The organism is Stenotrophomonas sp. BIGb0135, assembly GCF_024810105.1.
GTDB lineage: Bacteria > Pseudomonadota > Gammaproteobacteria > Xanthomonadales > Xanthomonadaceae > Stenotrophomonas > Stenotrophomonas maltophilia_AB.
In genome coordinates this window covers 822,198-837,150 of the sequence record NZ_JANUDX010000001.1, presented here as the reverse complement: position 1 = coordinate 837,150, position 14,953 = coordinate 822,198, and the positions used below count along the sequence as shown (strand labels likewise).

General features: G+C 67.9%; 12 protein-coding genes. 7 read left to right on the top strand and 5 right to left on the bottom strand.

Annotated elements, in window-relative coordinates:
* The first annotated feature begins 3 nt into the window (after nt 1–3).
* The 5 genes from M2421_RS03805 to M2421_RS03785 are packed head-to-tail and all read left to right on the top strand — an operon-like array spanning nt 4 to nt 7,145.
* Nucleotides 4–1,323: a sugar ABC transporter substrate-binding protein gene (locus tag M2421_RS03805; protein WP_259203548.1), complete on the top strand. Its 1,320-nt coding sequence runs from the start codon at nt 4–6 to the stop codon at nt 1,321–1,323.
* Entirely contained in the window at nt 1,320–2,201 is an 882-nt protein-coding gene (locus M2421_RS03800) for a sugar ABC transporter permease (RefSeq protein WP_259203365.1), read from the top strand. The genes M2421_RS03805 and M2421_RS03800 overlap by 4 nt, the downstream gene beginning before the upstream one ends.
* Nucleotides 2,198–3,034, top strand: coding sequence for a carbohydrate ABC transporter permease (locus M2421_RS03795; RefSeq protein ID WP_259203364.1), 837 nt, complete (start codon nt 2,198–2,200; stop codon nt 3,032–3,034). The genes M2421_RS03800 and M2421_RS03795 overlap by 4 nt, the downstream gene beginning before the upstream one ends.
* 47 nt (nt 3,035–3,081) lie before the next feature.
* Nucleotides 3,082–6,216, top strand: a complete 3,135-nt coding sequence (locus tag M2421_RS03790; protein WP_259203547.1) for a discoidin domain-containing protein — start codon at nt 3,082–3,084, stop codon at nt 6,214–6,216.
* The gene (locus tag M2421_RS03785) at nt 6,216–7,145 is read left to right on the top strand and encodes an endonuclease/exonuclease/phosphatase family protein (RefSeq protein ID WP_259203363.1); all 930 of its coding nucleotides are present in this window, start codon (nt 6,216–6,218) and stop codon (nt 7,143–7,145) included. Before M2421_RS03790 ends, M2421_RS03785 begins: the two co-directional genes overlap by 1 nt.
* A 72-nt stretch (nt 7,146–7,217) precedes the next feature.
* Here M2421_RS03785 and M2421_RS03780 read toward each other — a convergent pair whose 3' ends face one another.
* Both M2421_RS03780 and M2421_RS03775 read right to left on the bottom strand, forming a co-directional pair.
* Nucleotides 7,218–7,664, bottom strand: coding sequence for a hypothetical protein (locus tag M2421_RS03780; RefSeq protein WP_259203362.1), 447 nt, complete (start codon nt 7,662–7,664; stop codon nt 7,218–7,220).
* Nucleotides 7,665–7,724: 60 nt separating this feature from the next.
* Entirely contained in the window at nt 7,725–11,156 is a 3,432-nt protein-coding gene (locus M2421_RS03775; RefSeq protein ID WP_259203360.1) for an Rne/Rng family ribonuclease, read from the bottom strand.
* A gap of 446 nt (nt 11,157–11,602) precedes the next feature.
* Between M2421_RS03775 and M2421_RS03770 the strand changes: the two genes are divergently transcribed.
* Nucleotides 11,603–12,541, top strand: coding sequence for an RluA family pseudouridine synthase (locus M2421_RS03770; RefSeq protein ID WP_259203358.1), 939 nt, complete (start codon nt 11,603–11,605; stop codon nt 12,539–12,541).
* A 42-nt stretch (nt 12,542–12,583) separates the two neighbouring features.
* Here M2421_RS03770 and zupT read toward each other — a convergent pair whose 3' ends face one another.
* The 3 genes from zupT to M2421_RS03755 form a co-directional block, all read right to left on the bottom strand.
* A complete protein-coding gene (zupT, locus tag M2421_RS03765) occupies nt 12,584–13,393 on the bottom strand; it encodes a zinc transporter ZupT (protein WP_259203357.1) in 810 nt (269 codons plus the stop codon).
* 89 nt (nt 13,394–13,482) lie between these two features.
* The gene (locus M2421_RS03760; protein WP_259203356.1) at nt 13,483–13,899 is read right to left on the bottom strand and encodes an energy transducer TonB; all 417 of its coding nucleotides are present in this window, start codon (nt 13,897–13,899) and stop codon (nt 13,483–13,485) included.
* 4 nt (nt 13,900–13,903) lie between these two features.
* Entirely contained in the window at nt 13,904–14,245 is a 342-nt protein-coding gene (locus M2421_RS03755; protein WP_259203355.1) for a 4a-hydroxytetrahydrobiopterin dehydratase, read from the bottom strand.
* 102 nt (nt 14,246–14,347) lie between these two features.
* On the opposite strand from M2421_RS03755, the gene M2421_RS03750 reads away from it, so the two are divergent.
* The gene (locus M2421_RS03750; protein ID WP_259203354.1) at nt 14,348–14,947 is read left to right on the top strand and encodes an NfuA family Fe-S biogenesis protein; all 600 of its coding nucleotides are present in this window, start codon (nt 14,348–14,350) and stop codon (nt 14,945–14,947) included.
* The last annotated feature ends 6 nt before the right edge of the window (nt 14,948–14,953 follow it).

Sequence of the window (14,953 nt, the reverse complement as noted above, 5' to 3'; positions counted from 1 at the left end):
AAGCTGGGGTTGAGTCTGTTGCTGCTGCTGGTCGGCAGCGTGATGTTGGGTGGCTGCCGCAAGGAGCCGGAAGGGGTCACCGTGCGCTTCTGGGCCATGGGCCGGGAGGCCGAGGTGGTCAGTGGCCTGATCAGCGAGTTCGAAGCGGAAAACCCGGGCATCCACGTGGATGTGCAGAACATCCCGTGGACCGCCGCGCACGAGAAGCTGTTGACCGCGTTCGCCGCCGACGGCCTGCCGGATGTGTGCCAGCTCGGCAACACCTGGATCCCCGAGTTCGCCGAACTCAATACGCTGGTGCCGCTGCAGCCGTACGTGGCGCAGTCCAAGGTGGTGGACCCGGCCGATTATTTCCAGGGCATCTGGGATACCAACGTCGTGCATGACGAGCTGGTCGGCGTGCCGTGGTACGTCGATACGCGCCTGCTGTATTACCGCAAGGACCTGCTCGCCCAGGCCGGCTACGACCACCCCCCGCGCACCTGGGAGGAGTGGAACCAGATGATGGCCGCCATCAAGAAGATGCAGGGGCCCAAGCGCTACGCGGTGCTGATGCCGATCAACGAGTTCGAGCAGCAGCTGTCCTTCGCCCTGCAGCAGCCCGATCCGCTGCTGCGCGATGAGGACACCCGCGGCAACTTCAGCAGCCCGGGCTTCCGCAAGACGCTGGGTTTCTACGAAAACATGTTCGCCCAGGGCTGGGCACCGCGCATGTCCGAGACCCAGATCTCCAACGTCTGGGACGAGTTCTTCCGCGGCTTCAACGTGTTCTACCTGTCCGGCCCGTGGAATATCCGCGAGTTCAAGAAGCTGCAGCCCAAGGAACTGGAAGGCAAGTGGGGCACCGCCGCGCTGCCCGGTCCGGATGGCCCGGGCGCGGGCATCGCCGGTGGCACCAGCCTGGTGATCTTCCGCTCCTCGCAGCAGAAGGAAGCCTCGTGGAAGCTGATCGAGTTCCTGTCGCGCCCGGCGATCCAGGAGCGCTTCCATTCCATCATCGGCGACCTGCCGCCGCGGCGCAGCACCTGGGACTACCCCTCGCTGGCCAACGACCCGCTGGCGCAGCCGTTCCGCGACCAGCTGGAACGCGTCAAGCCCACGCCGAAGGTGCTGGAGTGGGAGCGGATCGTGCAGGAAATGCGGATCATCACCGAACAGGTGGTGCGTGGTGGCCTCGACCAGGATGTAGCAGTGAAGGAACTGGACAAGCGCGTGGACAAGGTCCTCGCCAAGCGCCGTTGGATGCATGAACGCGATGCGCAGGAGAAGGCCGCCGGTACCGGCGTGCATTCCAGCGCCGTGGCCACGGGAGCAGCGCAATGAAACAGCGTTCGCTCGCCGGCTGGATGTTCGCCGGCCCCGCCATCCTGGTCATCGGCGTGTTCTTCGGCCTGCCGGTGTTCTCGGCGCTGGCGCTGAGCATCACCGACTTCGACCTGTATTCGCTGGCCGACAGCGGCAACCTGCGCTTCGTCGGGCTGGGCAACTACATCGACCTGCTGCAGACCCCGATGTTCTGGAAGTCGCTGTGGAATACCACCTACTTCGTGATCGTCGGCGTGCCGATGTCGATCGCGGTGTCGCTGGGCGCGGCGATCCTGCTCAACGCCCCGGCGGCGCGCTTCAAGGCGCTGTTCCGCACCGCGTTGTTCGCCCCGGTGGTGACCACGCTGGTGGCGGTGGCGGTGATCTGGCGCTACCTGTTCCATACCAGTTACGGCCTGGTCAACTACGGCCTGGGCCACCTGGGGATCAGTCCGATCGACTGGCTCGGCGACCCCAACTGGGCCATGCCGACCATCATGCTGTTCGCGGTATGGAAGAACTTCGGCTACAACATGGTGATCTTCCTGGCCGGCCTGCAGGCGATCCCGCATGACCTGTACGAGGCCGCGCGCATCGACGGCGCCTCGCGCTGGAAGCAGTTCCTGCACATCACCCTGCCGATGCTGGGGCCGGTGCTGCTGGTGGTCGGGGTGATTACCGTGTCCGGCTACTTCCAGCTGTTCGCCGAACCCTACGTGATGACCCGCGGCGACCCACTGCAGAGCACCGTCAGCGTGCTGTACTTCATGTTCGAGGAAGGCTTCAAGTGGTGGAACCTGGGACGCGCCTCCGCGGTGGCGTTCCTGCTGTTCCTGATCATCCTGGCTGTGACCAGCGTCATGCTGCGTTTCGGCCGCAAGAGGCAGTTGGTATGAGTCGTGAAATCGGCCAGTCGCGCTGGCATGCATGGTGGATCAATGGCGGCCTGACCGTGCTGGCGCTGGTCAGCCTGGCGCCGTTGCTGTGGATGCTCTCGGTGTCGTTCATGCCCACCGGCGAGGCGGCGCATTTCCCGCCGCCGCTGCTGCCGTCCTCGGTGACCACCGCCAACTACCACGAGTTGTTCGCGCGCACCGGCATGGGCAACAACTTCATCAACAGCCTGGGCGTCTCGCTGGCGATCACGCTGGGCTCGCTGCTGCTCAACACCATGGCCGGCTATGCGTTCGCCAAGCTGCGCTTCGCCGGCCGCGAGCGCATCTTCCAGGTGCTGCTGGCCGCACTGGTGATCCCGGCGCAGGTGGCGATGCTGCCGCTGTTCCTGCTGATGAAGCAGCTGGGCCTGGTCAACAGCTTCGGCGGGGTGGTGGTGCCGGCGCTGGCCAGCGTGTTCGGCATCTTCCTGGTGCGCCAGTACGCGCGTTCCATTCCCGATGAGCTGCTGGAAGCGGCGCGCATGGACGGGGCAGGGGAGATGCGCATCTTCTTCCAGATCGTGCTGCCGATGCTCAAGCCGGTGCTGGTGACGCTGTCGATCTTCACCTTCATGGGCGCCTGGAACGATTTCATGTGGCCGTTGATCGTGCTGACCGACCAGGAGCACTACACTTTGCCGGTCGCCCTGGCCACCCTGTCGCGCGAACACATCATGGACGTCGAGATGATGATGGCCGGTGCGGTGGTCACGGTGGTGCCGGTGCTGCTGCTGTTCCTGGCATTGCAGCGTTACTACATCCAAGGTCTGCTGCTGGGGAGTGTCAAAGGGTGAAACATGCCGTCGTCGCGGTGGGTCTGGGTCTTGGGCTGATGTGGTCGATGGCGGCCCCGGCCGCCGCGCCGGCACCGTTGCCGGCACCGAAGGTGCTGGACAGCTTCGACGACATGGCGCCCTGGAAACTGGTTGTGTCCGACCAGGTCAGCGGCTCGCTGCGCAGCGTGATCGGCAGTGGCGGCGGGCGCGCGCTGTGCGTGGACTACGACTTCCACGACGTCTCCGGTTACGTGGGCATCCGCCGCGAGCTGGGCATCGAGTACCCGGCCAATTACCAGTTCGGCCTGCAGCTGCGCGGCGACTCGCCGGCCAACGACCTGCAGTTCAAGCTGATCGACGCCAGCGGCGACAACGTATGGTGGGTCAACCGGCCCGGCTACACCTTCCCCAAGGCCTGGAGCAGCGTGCAGTACCGCGCGCGCCAGATCGAGAAGGCCTGGGGGCCGTCGAAGGAAACCTCGCTCGCCCGCAGCGCCGCGATTGAATTCACGATCTACAGCAAGGTCGGGGGCAAGGGCACGGTGTGCTTCGACCGCCTGACCCTGCAGGGCCTGCCGCCGATGGATACCTCGGCGTTGACGCCGTCGGTGATCGCCGACACCGCCCCGGCGCTGCAGAGCCGCATTGCCGATGGCAAGCCCGACACGGTGTGGATCAGTGGCGGCGTGGCCGAGCAGACCATCAGCTTGGACCTGCACAAGGTGCGCGAGTTCGGCGGTGCGGTGATCCAGTGGTTGCCGGGGCTGGAAGCCACCCGTTACGTGGTGCGCACCTCCCAGGACGGGCGCAGCTGGAAGGAAGTGCGCGAGGTGGTCGGCGGTGGCGGAGACCGCGACTGGCTGGCGTTGCCCGATACCGAGGCACGCTACCTGCGTTTCGACCTGAAGGGCGGGCCGAGCTGGCGTTACGGCATCCGTGACATCAGCCTCAAGCCGCTCGATTTCGCCGATACCCCCAACGATTTCATCCGCTCGGTCGGTGCCGACCTGCCGCGCGGTTCGGTGCCCCGTGGCTTCAGTGGCGAACAGCCGTACTGGACGCTGCTGGGCCTGGACGGCGGGCGCGAACAGGCCCTGATCGGCGAAGACGGCGCGCTGGAAGTGGCCAAGGCCAGCTTCAGCGTCGAGCCGTTCGTGCAGGTCGATGGCAAGAAGCTGCTGAGCTGGGCCGACGTGACCAGCACGCAGTCGCTGCAGGACGACTACCTGCCGATCGCCAGCGTCGACTGGGCCCACGACAAGGCCGCGCTGCGGGTGACCGGCTTCGTGCAGGGCACGCCCGACAAGGCCCAGCTGATCGGCCGCTACACCCTGCGCAACCCGGACAAGGTGGCCCACGAGTACACCCTGGCCCTGGCAGTGCGGCCCTGGCAGGTCAACCCGCCGACCCAGTTCCTCAACACCGTGGGCGGCGTGAGCCGCATCGACAACCTGTCGGTGGACGCCACCGACGTGGAGGTCAACGGCACGCCGCGCCTGTACCCGGCGCAGGCCCCGGATGCCACCTTCGCCACCACCTTCGACGGCAAGCTGGACGTGGTGCACCTGGCCAGCGGCAAGCTGCCGGGCACCACCGAAGTGCGCGACCCCACCGGCCTGGCGTCCGGCGCGCTGCTGTACCGCTGGAAGCTGGAGCCGGGCCAGAGCCGCGAGATCGCGGTGGTGCTGCCGCAGACCGGCAGCTGGACCATGCCCAAGGACTTCGACGCCGCCAAGGCGCAGCAGGCCGTGGCCTCGATGTGGCGGACCAAGCTGGACCAGGTCAGCCTGCAGCTCCCGGCGGCCGGCAAGCCGTTGGCCGATACCCTGCGCACCGCGCTGGCACACATGCTGATCTCGCGGATCGGGCCAAGCATCCAGCCGGGCACGCGCTCCTATTCGCGCAGTTGGATCCGCGACGGCGCGATGATCTCCGAGGGCCTGTTGCGCATGGGCCGCAGCGATGCGGTGCGCGAGTACGTCACCTGGTACGCCCCGCATCAGTTCGAGAACGGCAAGGTGCCGTGCTGCGTCGACCCGCGCGGCAGCGACCCGGTGCCGGAGAACGACAGCCACGGCGAGCTGATCTTCAACATCGCCGAATACTGGCGTTACACCGGCGACAGCACCTTCCTGGAGCTGATGTGGCCGCACGTGCAGGGCGCCTATGGCTACATGGAACGGTTGCGGCTCAGCGAGCGCACCGAGGAGAACCGTGCGCGCAACCCGGCCTTCTACGGGATGATGCCGGTGTCGATCAGCCACGAGGGCTACTCGGCCAAGCCGATGCACTCGTACTGGGACAACTTCTGGGCATTGCGCGGCTACAAGGACGCCGCGGTGATCGCCAGCACGCTGGGCAAGGTCGACGCGCTGCAGATCAGCGAGTCGCGCGACCAGTTCCGTGACGACCTGCAGGCCTCGTTGCTGGCCGCCGTGCAGCTGCACAAGATCGACTACCTGCCCGGTGCTGCCGAGCTGGGTGATTTCGACGCCACCTCCACCACCATCGCGCTGGCCCCCGGTGGCGAGCAGGGCCGCCTGCCGCAGCCGTACCTGGACAACACCTTCGAGCGCTACTGGAAGCAGTTCGAAGAGCGTCGCGACGGCAAGCGCGAGTGGAAGGATTACACCCCCTACGAGTGGCGCAACGTGGCCGCGTTCGTGCGCCTGGGCTGGCGCGACCGCGCCTGGCAGGCCACCGAGTTCTTCTTCAAGGATCGCGCGCCGCAGGCCTGGAACCAGTGGGCCGAAGTGGTCTCGCACACGCCGCGCAAGCCGTTCTTCGTCGGCGACCTGCCGCATGCCTGGGTGGCCTCGGACTTCGTGCGCTCGGCGCTGGACATGTTCGCCTACAACCGCGATGTCGACGACAGCCTGGTGCTGGCCGCCGGCGTGCCGACGCGCTGGCTGGACGGCAAGGGCGTGGCGATCAAGGGCCTGCGCACCCCCAATGGCCAGCTCAGCTATGCGCTGAGCCGCAGCGACAAGCAGCTGGTGCTGGAGGTCTCGGCCGGGTTGGTGCCACCGCACGGCGGGGTGATCCTGCCGTGGCCCTACAGTGGCGAGCCGGGCGAGACCCGGGTCAATGGCGAACCGGCGCAATGGCTCAACGGTGAGCTGCGCATCACCCAGGTGCCGGCCAAGGTCGAGATCGAGGTGCCGTCGGCGGTCCGTCGCGCAGAGCGCAAGGCCCCGTAATGTCGACCGCGTCCCCGCCTGCACGCCTGCGTCGTGCCTTTGTCCATGGCGTGCTGCTGGCTTCGCTGCTGGCAGGCGCGGCGCACGCGGCCGGGCAGGCCGCTGCGGCGGTCACGCCTGCGCCGCCGTCGGCCGTGGCCAGCGCCGCCCCGGGCATGAGCATGGTCACCTTCAACCTGCACCACGACCGCGAGGACTGGCCGGCACGGCGCAAGGTGATCCTGCGCGAACTGCTGGCGCTGCGCCCGGATGCGATCGCGCTGCAGGAAGTGATCCAGAAGCCCCATGTGCGCAACCAGGCCGCGTGGCTGGCGCGCAAGCTGGGCTACGACTACCAGTTCGTCTCCACCGACCCGCCGGGCCGCTTCAAGCGTTACGGCAACGCCCTGCTGACCCGGCGCCCGGTGCTGGCGCGCAACGAGCACCTGCTGGCCCCGCGCGGCGACTACCGCACCGTGGCGCACCTGCGCATCGACGTCGACGGCCAGCCGGTCAACGTGTATGCCACCCACCTCAACGAACGCTCGGACGACAGCGGCAGCCGCATCCGAGGCGAGCAGGTGGCCGACCTGCTGGCGTTCATCGCCAGCACCGCCGGCACCGCGCCGGTGGTGATCGCCGGCGACTTCAACGCGCTGGTCGATGCCGGTGACCTGAGCGCGCTGCGCAACCAGTACGGCGACAGTTTCGGCAGCGTGCACGTCAACAACGAACTGGCCCAGGTCAGTACGCTCAACCGCCACTACTACGACGCGCCGTCGCGCATCGACCACATCTTCTTCCAGCAGGACCGGCTGCTCGCACGCGAGGCCAAAATCCTGTTCGACCAGCCCTACGCCGACGGCCGCTGGGCCTCGGACCACTACGGCGTATGGACGCGCCTGCAGTTCGCGCCCAGCCCGGGCAGCCCGGCTGCCACCACGCCCTGAGCCGCTCCTGCGGCAGCGCCAGCGCCACGCTATGCGCGGCGAACCTGCGCCGGAAGCGCGCGACCGGCCCCGTTACGGAATCGCGTGCTCGCTGATCTTCTCCCAGGTCACGCCATCGCGGGTGCGCCAGGTGCCGCCCGTGGCGCAGCAGCCTCCCGCACCCACTGCCATGCGCCCCAGCACCGCGATCACCGTGCCGTCTTCGTGGCGCATTGACTGTCGATCGCAACTGCTGAAAAACGGGTAGGGCGGCGGTGCCAGCACCTCGGTGAGGGTGACGGCCTGTTCGGGGCCGCGCGTGACCCGGAACACCTTGCAGTCCTGCACCAGCAGTTCAACGTCCACACCCGCGAGCCGACCCACGAAGAGATCCTCCGGCGCGGCATCGCGCACCCGGATGGCCGCGTCACTGAGTGGCGCAGGGGCGGGCTGGCAGGCCGACAGCACCGCCAGCATCGCGATGCACGGCATGAGGCGCGCGTGTCGATCCATGCGCCGAGCATGCCACAGCCACGCCATGCTCCACATGCAGACAGCGGCCCGAAGGCCGCTGTCTGGTACTACGTGACGCGTGGCGGATCAGGCCTTGTCGTTCTTGTCCTGATCCTGCTTGGCGTCTTCATCGGCCTGCGCGACATCGGTGGGGATGTCCTCGCGCGCCTCGGCCTGCGCCGCGTGGGCGGCGGCATCGGTGCTGGCCGGGGCGTCGCTGGCGGCGCTGCCGAACAGCTGGCCGTTGTGCACCACCGGGGCAGCCGGAGCGGCTTCGACGCGTGCCACCGGCGCTGCCGGTGCCACCTTCTCCGGCGCGGCCGGGATCGGGTCGACCGCATCGAGCATGCTCGACTGGACCGGACGGGCCTGCTGGCCTGCATCGGTGGCCACCGGTGCCGCGTCGACCACCGGGGCGGCGTCGACAGGCTTCGGGGTTTCCACGACCGGGGCAGCTTCGACGGCCTTCGGGGCTTCCACGACCGGAGCGGCTTCGACAGCCTTCGGGGTTTCCACGACCGGAGCAGCTTCGGCAGCCTTCGGGGTTTCCACGACCGGGGCAGCTTCGACAGCCTTCGGGGTTTCAACCACCGGGGCGGCTTCGACGGCCTTCGGGGCTTCAACCACCGGAGCGGCTTCGACAGCCTTCGGGGTTTCAACGACCGGAGCGGCTTCGACAGCCTTCGGGGTTTCCACCACCGGGGCGGCTTCGACGGCCTTCGGCGTCGCGACCACGGCCGGCGCCGGCGTCGGCGATTCCACGAACGGCACGCGGTCGGTGTAGGACGGCGTGGCGGCTTCCGCGGCCGGGCTGGCCTCGGCGTGACCGGCGGTCACCACGGGGCTGCTGACCACTGCCAGCGGCGCGGCGGCGGCGACGGCAGCCACCGGGGCCGGGCGCGGGGCCTGGACCGGTGCGGCAGCCGGCGCGGAGCCGGTTTCATCGTCGAATTCAAACTCCGGCTGCGGCTGGCCGTTGTTGGCCACGGCACGCTCGGCCTGGACGGTATCGCCACCGTCCTGCTCGCCGTCCTGCTCGTCGGACTCATCGTCCAGACCGTTGTCATCGCTCAGTCCATCGCCGCCGGCAGCGGCGTCACCGTTGCCGCGACGACGACGACGGCCACCGCGACGGCCGCGACGGCGACGCGAGCCGCCTTCGCCATTGGCGTCGTCGCCGTTGCCTGGGGCATCGGTCTGCTCGCCGGCATCGGCGGCCAGCACTGCCTCATCGCCAGCGACCGCGGCAGTCGCTGCGTCGTTGTCCAGCGTCGGTGCCTTCGGCGCCACCGCCTCGGCAACGCCGACGGCAGCAGCGGCGACCACGGCCGCGTCGGTGACCGGTGCGGTGTTGACCGGCTTCGGCGCGTCGGCCTGCGGCTGGCGGGCCGGCTTCTCGCCGTCTGCCTGCTGCGGCTTGCCCTGCGGCGGATTCTGCTTCTGCTTCAACTTCGGCTGCTGCTGCTCATTGCGCGGCGGCTTGGGCTGCTGCTCACCGCGTGGCTTGCCCTGGCCCGGTGCCTGCACCTGGGCGGCGTTGCCGGCCACCGGTGCGGCCACGTCCTGGCGACGCTCGTCGCGGCGCTCGTTCTTGCCGCCACGTTCGCCACGCTCACCGCGGTCCTTGTTGCCACGACCCTGGCCCTGGCCCTGGCCTTGGCTCTGGCCGTTGCCGCCGCGCTCACCGCGCTCGTCGCGACGACCGTTGCGGTCCTTGTTGCGATCCTTGTTGCGATTGTTGCGGTTGCCATCCTGGGCCGGGCGGGCGCTCGGCTGCGGTGCGGCGGCCGGGGCCGGTTCGCCACCGAAGATGCGCTTGAGCCAGCCGACCACGCCAGTGGCGGCCGGGGCGGCCACCACGACAGGCGCGACCGGCGCCGGTGCGGCTTCGGGTTCCGGAACGTCGCGCACCGGAGCGGGCTGGCTGTGCTTGACCTGGGTCACCACCGGGGCGACCGGGATGTTCAGCTGGGCCTTGGTCAGGGCGTGCACCGGCAGCTTGCGCGGCGTGCCGCGCTGGTAGCTCGGCTTGCCGCTTTCTTCGCCCAGCTCGTTCTCGCGCAGGCGGGTCACTTCGTAGTGCGGGGTGTGCAGCTGCTCGTCGGCGACGATCACGATCGGCGCGTCATGGCGCTGTTCGATCTCGCGCAGCGCGCTGCGCTTCTCGTTGAGCAGGTAGTTGGCGATCTCGACCGGGGCCTGGACCAGCACCTGCCCGGTGTTCTCCTTCATCGCATGCTCTTCGGCCACGCGGATGATCGACAGCGACAGCGACTCCACGCTGCGCATGCGGCCATGGCCGTCGCAACGCGGGCACACGATCTGGCTGGATTCGCCCAGGCTCGGACGCAGGCGCTGGCGGCTCATTTCCATCAGGCCGAAGCGCGAGATGCGGCCCAGCTGCACGCGCGCACGGTCGTACTTGAGCGCGTTCTGCAGGCGGTTCTCGACTTCACGCTGGTGCTTGTTGGAGGCCATGTCGATGAAATCGATGACCACCAGGCCGCCCAGGTCGCGCAGGCGCAGCTGGCGGGCCACTTCTTCGGCCGCTTCCAGGTTGGTCTGGAAGGCGGTGTCCTCGATGTCGCTGCCCTTGGTGGCGCGCGAGGAATTGACGTCGATGGCGGTCAGCGCTTCGGTCTGGTCGACCACGATCGAGCCGCCCGACGGCAGGCGCACGTTGCGCTCATACGCGCCTTCGATCTGCGATTCGATCTGGAAGCGGTTGAACAGCGGGATGTCGTCGGTGTAGTGCTTGAGCTTGCGCAGGGTCTGCGGCATCACCTGCTGCATGAACTCGCGGGCGGTGTCGTACAACTCCTGAGTATCGACCAGGATCTCGCCGACATCCGAGCGCAGGTAGTCACGCAGGGCACGCACGATCAGGCGCGACTCCTGGTAGATCAGGAACGCGGCCGGCTTGGTCAGCGCCGCTTCGGCGATCGACTTCCACACCTGCAGCAGGTAATCCAGGTCCCACTGCAGCTCTTCGGCATCGCGGCCGACGCCGGCGGTGCGGATGATCACGCCCATGTCGTCGGGGATGTTCAGCTTGTCCAGCGCTTCCTTCAGCGCGGCGCGGTCTTCGCCCTCGATGCGACGCGACACGCCACCGGCGGTGGGCGAGTTCGGCATCAGCACCATGTAGCGGCCAGCCAGGGAGATGAACGTGGTCAGGGCGGCGCCCTTGTTGCCACGCTCTTCCTTGTCCACCTGGACCACCACTTCCTGGCCCTCGCGCAACAGCTCGCGGATGCCGGCCTTGTTCGGGTCGACGCCAGCCTGGAAGTAATCGCGGGAGATTTCCTTCAGCGGCAGGAAGCCGTGGCGGTCGGCCCCGTACTCGACGAAGGCCGCTTCCAGCGACGGCTCAAGGCGCGTGATGCGGCCCTTGTAGATGTTCGACTTCTTCTGTTCCTTGGACGGCTGTTCGATGTCGATGTCGTACAGCGTCTGGCCATCCACGATGGCTACCCGCAGCTCTTCAGCCTGCGTGGCATTGATCAGCATTCGCTTCATTCTTGCGTTCCTCGCGCGCTGCTACCGCGCGGAACGCCATGGGGTTTCGCTTCTGGTCACGCTTCGACGCCCATCGCGCAGGCGCGGGGAGGGCGGCTTGGGTTTCCAGCGCTACGACACCACGGCAGGCCGCGGGAGCGCTTCATTTTGTTTTGGTTTGGGTGTAACGGGCCGGAGGCAGCTGTCAGACAGGCTGGAGCGCCACAGGGACATGTTTTTTCAGCACAGACGCTTGTCAGGCATCCGGCGATGGCCGGGACCGCCGGTGAGCCGCTAACATGGCCGCCCCGGGGGCGGTGGCTGCGCACTGTGCCGGAATCGCGGGAAGTCGGGCTTCTGGCCCAGAGCAACTTCCAACGAAATCAATCCCTTATCTCGCCCGCCGAGTGTAACAGAATAAAAGGCCAATGACCGTTACCGAGCCCCCCCCCAAAGCCGCTGAAGCCATGACCAGCGTACGTATCATCACTGTCCCGGCCGATCGCGCCGGGCAACGCCTGGACAACTTCCTGCTCGGCCAGCTCAAGGGTGCACCGCGCAGCCTGATCTACAAGCTGGTGCGCAGCGGCCAGGTGCGGGTCAACGGCGGCCGCGCCAAGGCCGAGCGCAAGCTCGAGCCGGGCGACGAGGTGCGGGTGCCGCCGGTTCGTCTCACTGAGGAAGGAGACAAGGCCGGCCCGCCCGCCGCATTCATGAAGCGCCTGGAAGATGCCATCGTATTCGAGGACGATCGGCTGCTGGCACTGAACAAGCCATCAGGCGTGGCCAGCCACGGGGGCAGCGGGATCAGCTTCGGCGCCATCGAGACCCTGCGTGCGCTGCGCCCGGGCAAGACCCTGGAGCTGGTGCACCGCCTGGACCGCGATACCTCGGGTCTGTTGATCGTGGCCAAGAAGCGCTCGGCCTTGAGTGAGCTGCAGGCGCTGCTGCGTGAAGACCACGGCGCCGGCATCCGCAAGCGCTACCTGACCCTGCTGGTCGGGCGGATGCCCGACGGCACCATGACCGTGGATGCCCCGCTGCACGTGGGGCTGCGCCAGGGGGGCGAGCGCCATGTCCAGGTCAACCCGATCGGCAAGGCGTCGATCAGCCACTTCAGCGTGCTGGAGCGCAAGGGCGGCCATTCCTACTGCGAGGTGCGTATCGAAACCGGGCGCACCCACCAGATCCGCGTGCATGCCCAGCACCTGGGCCACCCGGTGGCCGCTGATGACAAGTACGGCGATCCGGACGTCAACAAGCGGCTGCGCGAGCAGATCGGGCTCAAGCGCCTGTTCCTGCATGCGGCCACGCTGGAGTTCGCCCTGGATGACGGTCGCACCCCGTACCTGCTCAACGCGCCGCTGGCCGATGAACTGGTCGAGGTCCTCAACCGCCTGAAGTAACCGCGCCCGGTCCTGCCGGCCGGCGCCAGCGCCGGTTCCGGCTCACCATTTGAACAGCACCAGGCTGATCGCCAGGCTGCCCATCCCCGCCACCAGCCCGTACACGGTCTCGTGGCCCTTGGCGTAACGCTTGGCCGCCGGCAGCAGTTCGTCCAGGGCCAGGAACACCATCACCCCGGAGATCAGGCCGAACACCCAGCCGAAGGTGGCGTGGTTGAGCATGCCCGACAGGGCGAAATAGCCGATCGCCGCGCCGATCGGCTCGGCCAGGCCGGACAGCAGGCTGGCCCCGAATGCGTACCCTTTGTTCTGCGTGGCGAAATACACCGGCACCGCGATCGCGATGCCCTCGGGGATGTTGTGGATGGCGATCGCGAAGGCCAGCGGCATGCCCACCGCCGGGCTTTCCAGGGTGGCGAAGAAGGTGGCCAGGCCCTCGGGGAAGTTGTGCGCGGTGATCGCGATCGCGGTCAGCATGCCGACCCGCTTGATGTAGGCCTTGTTGTTGTCGCGGAACAGCGGGTCCTGCTTGTCCAGGCTCTCGTGCGGGTTGGGCACCAGGTGGTCGATCACCACGATCAGCAGTACCCCGACCAGGAACGCGGCCGTGCCGTAGGCGAACCCCAGCCGGGCGTCGTAGGCCTGGGTGAACGAATCGATCGCCTTGTTGAGGATCTCGGTCAGCGAGACGAACACCATCGCGCCGCCGGCGAAGGCCAGCCCGAACGCCAGCAGGCGAGGATTGGGGCGGCGCGAGAACAGCACCATCAGGCTGCCCAGGCCCGTGGCCAGGCCGGCGGCCAGGGTCACGCCAAGGGCGACCCAGACGTGTTCAGCGGAAATGTCGAGCATGTGCCACAGCGTCCTTGTAGAAGTGCAACGCGCCCCGGGTGGGGCGCGCGAAGGCGAGGCTGGCTGCGGCTGACCTCAATACGGGGGCATCAACCGCCGCGGCGGAGCCGCTCTTCGACCGCGAAGCACTCGTCGGGCTTGGGCTGCGGCGGATTGAAGCTCACCGGCACCTGGATGGTGGTGGACACGGTCTGGCCATTGCGGGTGGCGGCCTTGAACTCCCAGCCTTCCACTGCCTTGCGGGCCTGCTCGTCGAGCTGGGCATTGCCGCTGCCGCTCACCTGCGCCACCTGGCTGGGCTTGCCGGTGGCGGCGATCACCACCTTGAACGTGCTGGTGCCGCCGATGCCCTGGCAGGCCAGTTCGATCGGGTACTGCGGCGGCGGAGTCTTCACCGCGGCCACGTCGGTGGGCGCGGCCACCGGCGCCTCGGGGGCGGCGGGTTGGTTGCAGCCGCTCAAGGCGGCGAGGGCGATGCTGGACAATACGAGGGTCTGCAGTTTCATGGGGTCACTCCGTCAGGGCCGAAGCCTTGGCTGCACAGATGAAGTCGTTTTCGCTCAGGCCGCCCACGTCGTGGGTGGAGAAGCGCACCACGGCACGGTCGTAATGCACGCCCAGGTCGGGGTGGTGGTCCTCGCGATGGGCCACCCAGGCCAGGGCGTTCACGAAGGCCATGGTCCGGTGGTAGTCCTGGAAGCGGAAGGTGCGGGTGAGCGCCTGGCCGTGCTCGGCCAGCTCCCAGCCCGGGACCTGCGCCAGCAGCTCGGCTACCCGGGCCTCGCCGAGCTTGTGGTCGCTGCCCTTGCGCGGTACGCAACGGGCCTGTGCCAGCGGAATCCGGTCGGCCATGAAATCCTCCACTCCCTTTCTTCTTGCAAGATGCCTGAACGATGCGCCGGCCAGTGTATAAACCGAATGAGCGCATAACATGTGATTGGCTAGAATAGCCCGATGATCCAGATATCCGACACTGCCCAGACCTATTTCCGCAAGCTGATCGAGCGTGAGGGCGTGCCCGGCATGGGCGTGCGTCTCAGCGCCGTCGATGCGGGCACCCCGCGCGCCGATGCCCGCCTGGAGTTCGCCGAGCCCGCCGAACTGCTCGGTGACGAGTGGGCGGTGGACTGCGACGGCTTCACACTGTACGTCGATGCGCCCAGCGTCGGCTGGCTCGACGGGGCCGACATCGACATCGTCAGCAATGCCGCCGGCGGCCAGCAGCTGACCATCAAGGCGCCCAAGATCAAGGGCGAAGCGCCCGGTGACGCGTCTTCGCTGGTCGAACGCGTGCGCTGGGTCGTGGAAAACGAAGTGAACCCGCAGCTGGCCTCGCATGGCGGCAAGGTTGCCGTGCAGGAAGTCTCGGCCGACGGCGTGGTGCTGCTGCGCTTCGGCGGCGGCTGCCAGGGCTGCGGCATGGCCGATGTAACCCTCAAGCAGGGCATCGAGAAGACCCTGATGGGGCGTGTTCCCGGCATCACCGCGGTACGCGACGCGACCGACCACGACAGTGGCAACGCGCCGTACATCCCGCGCGGCACGGCCGCCTGATCGCGC

What these genes read in the sequence shown, in the direction of transcription:
- M2421_RS03800 (WP_259203365.1), top strand. Translation starts at nt 1,320, where the DNA reads ATGAAACAGCGTTCGCTCGCCGGCTGGATGTTCGCCGGCCCCGCCATC.
- M2421_RS03775 (WP_259203360.1), bottom strand. Translation starts at nt 11,156, where the DNA reads ATGAAGCGAATGCTGATCAATGCCACGCAGGCTGAAGAGCTGCGGGTA.
- M2421_RS03755 (WP_259203355.1), bottom strand. Translation starts at nt 14,245, where the DNA reads ATGGCCGACCGGATTCCGCTGGCACAGGCCCGTTGCGTACCGCGCAAG.
- M2421_RS03760 (WP_259203356.1), bottom strand. Translation starts at nt 13,899, where the DNA reads ATGAAACTGCAGACCCTCGTATTGTCCAGCATCGCCCTCGCCGCCTTG.
- M2421_RS03795 (WP_259203364.1), top strand. Translation starts at nt 2,198, where the DNA reads ATGAGTCGTGAAATCGGCCAGTCGCGCTGGCATGCATGGTGGATCAAT.
- M2421_RS03785 (WP_259203363.1), top strand. Translation starts at nt 6,216, where the DNA reads ATGTCGACCGCGTCCCCGCCTGCACGCCTGCGTCGTGCCTTTGTCCAT.
- M2421_RS03770 (WP_259203358.1), top strand. Translation starts at nt 11,603, where the DNA reads ATGACCAGCGTACGTATCATCACTGTCCCGGCCGATCGCGCCGGGCAA.
- M2421_RS03750 (WP_259203354.1), top strand. Translation starts at nt 14,348, where the DNA reads ATGATCCAGATATCCGACACTGCCCAGACCTATTTCCGCAAGCTGATC.
- M2421_RS03780 (WP_259203362.1), bottom strand. Translation starts at nt 7,664, where the DNA reads ATGGCGTGGCTGTGGCATGCTCGGCGCATGGATCGACACGCGCGCCTC.
- M2421_RS03790 (WP_259203547.1), top strand. Translation starts at nt 3,082, where the DNA reads ATGGCGGCCCCGGCCGCCGCGCCGGCACCGTTGCCGGCACCGAAGGTG.
- zupT (WP_259203357.1), bottom strand. Translation starts at nt 13,393, where the DNA reads ATGCTCGACATTTCCGCTGAACACGTCTGGGTCGCCCTTGGCGTGACC.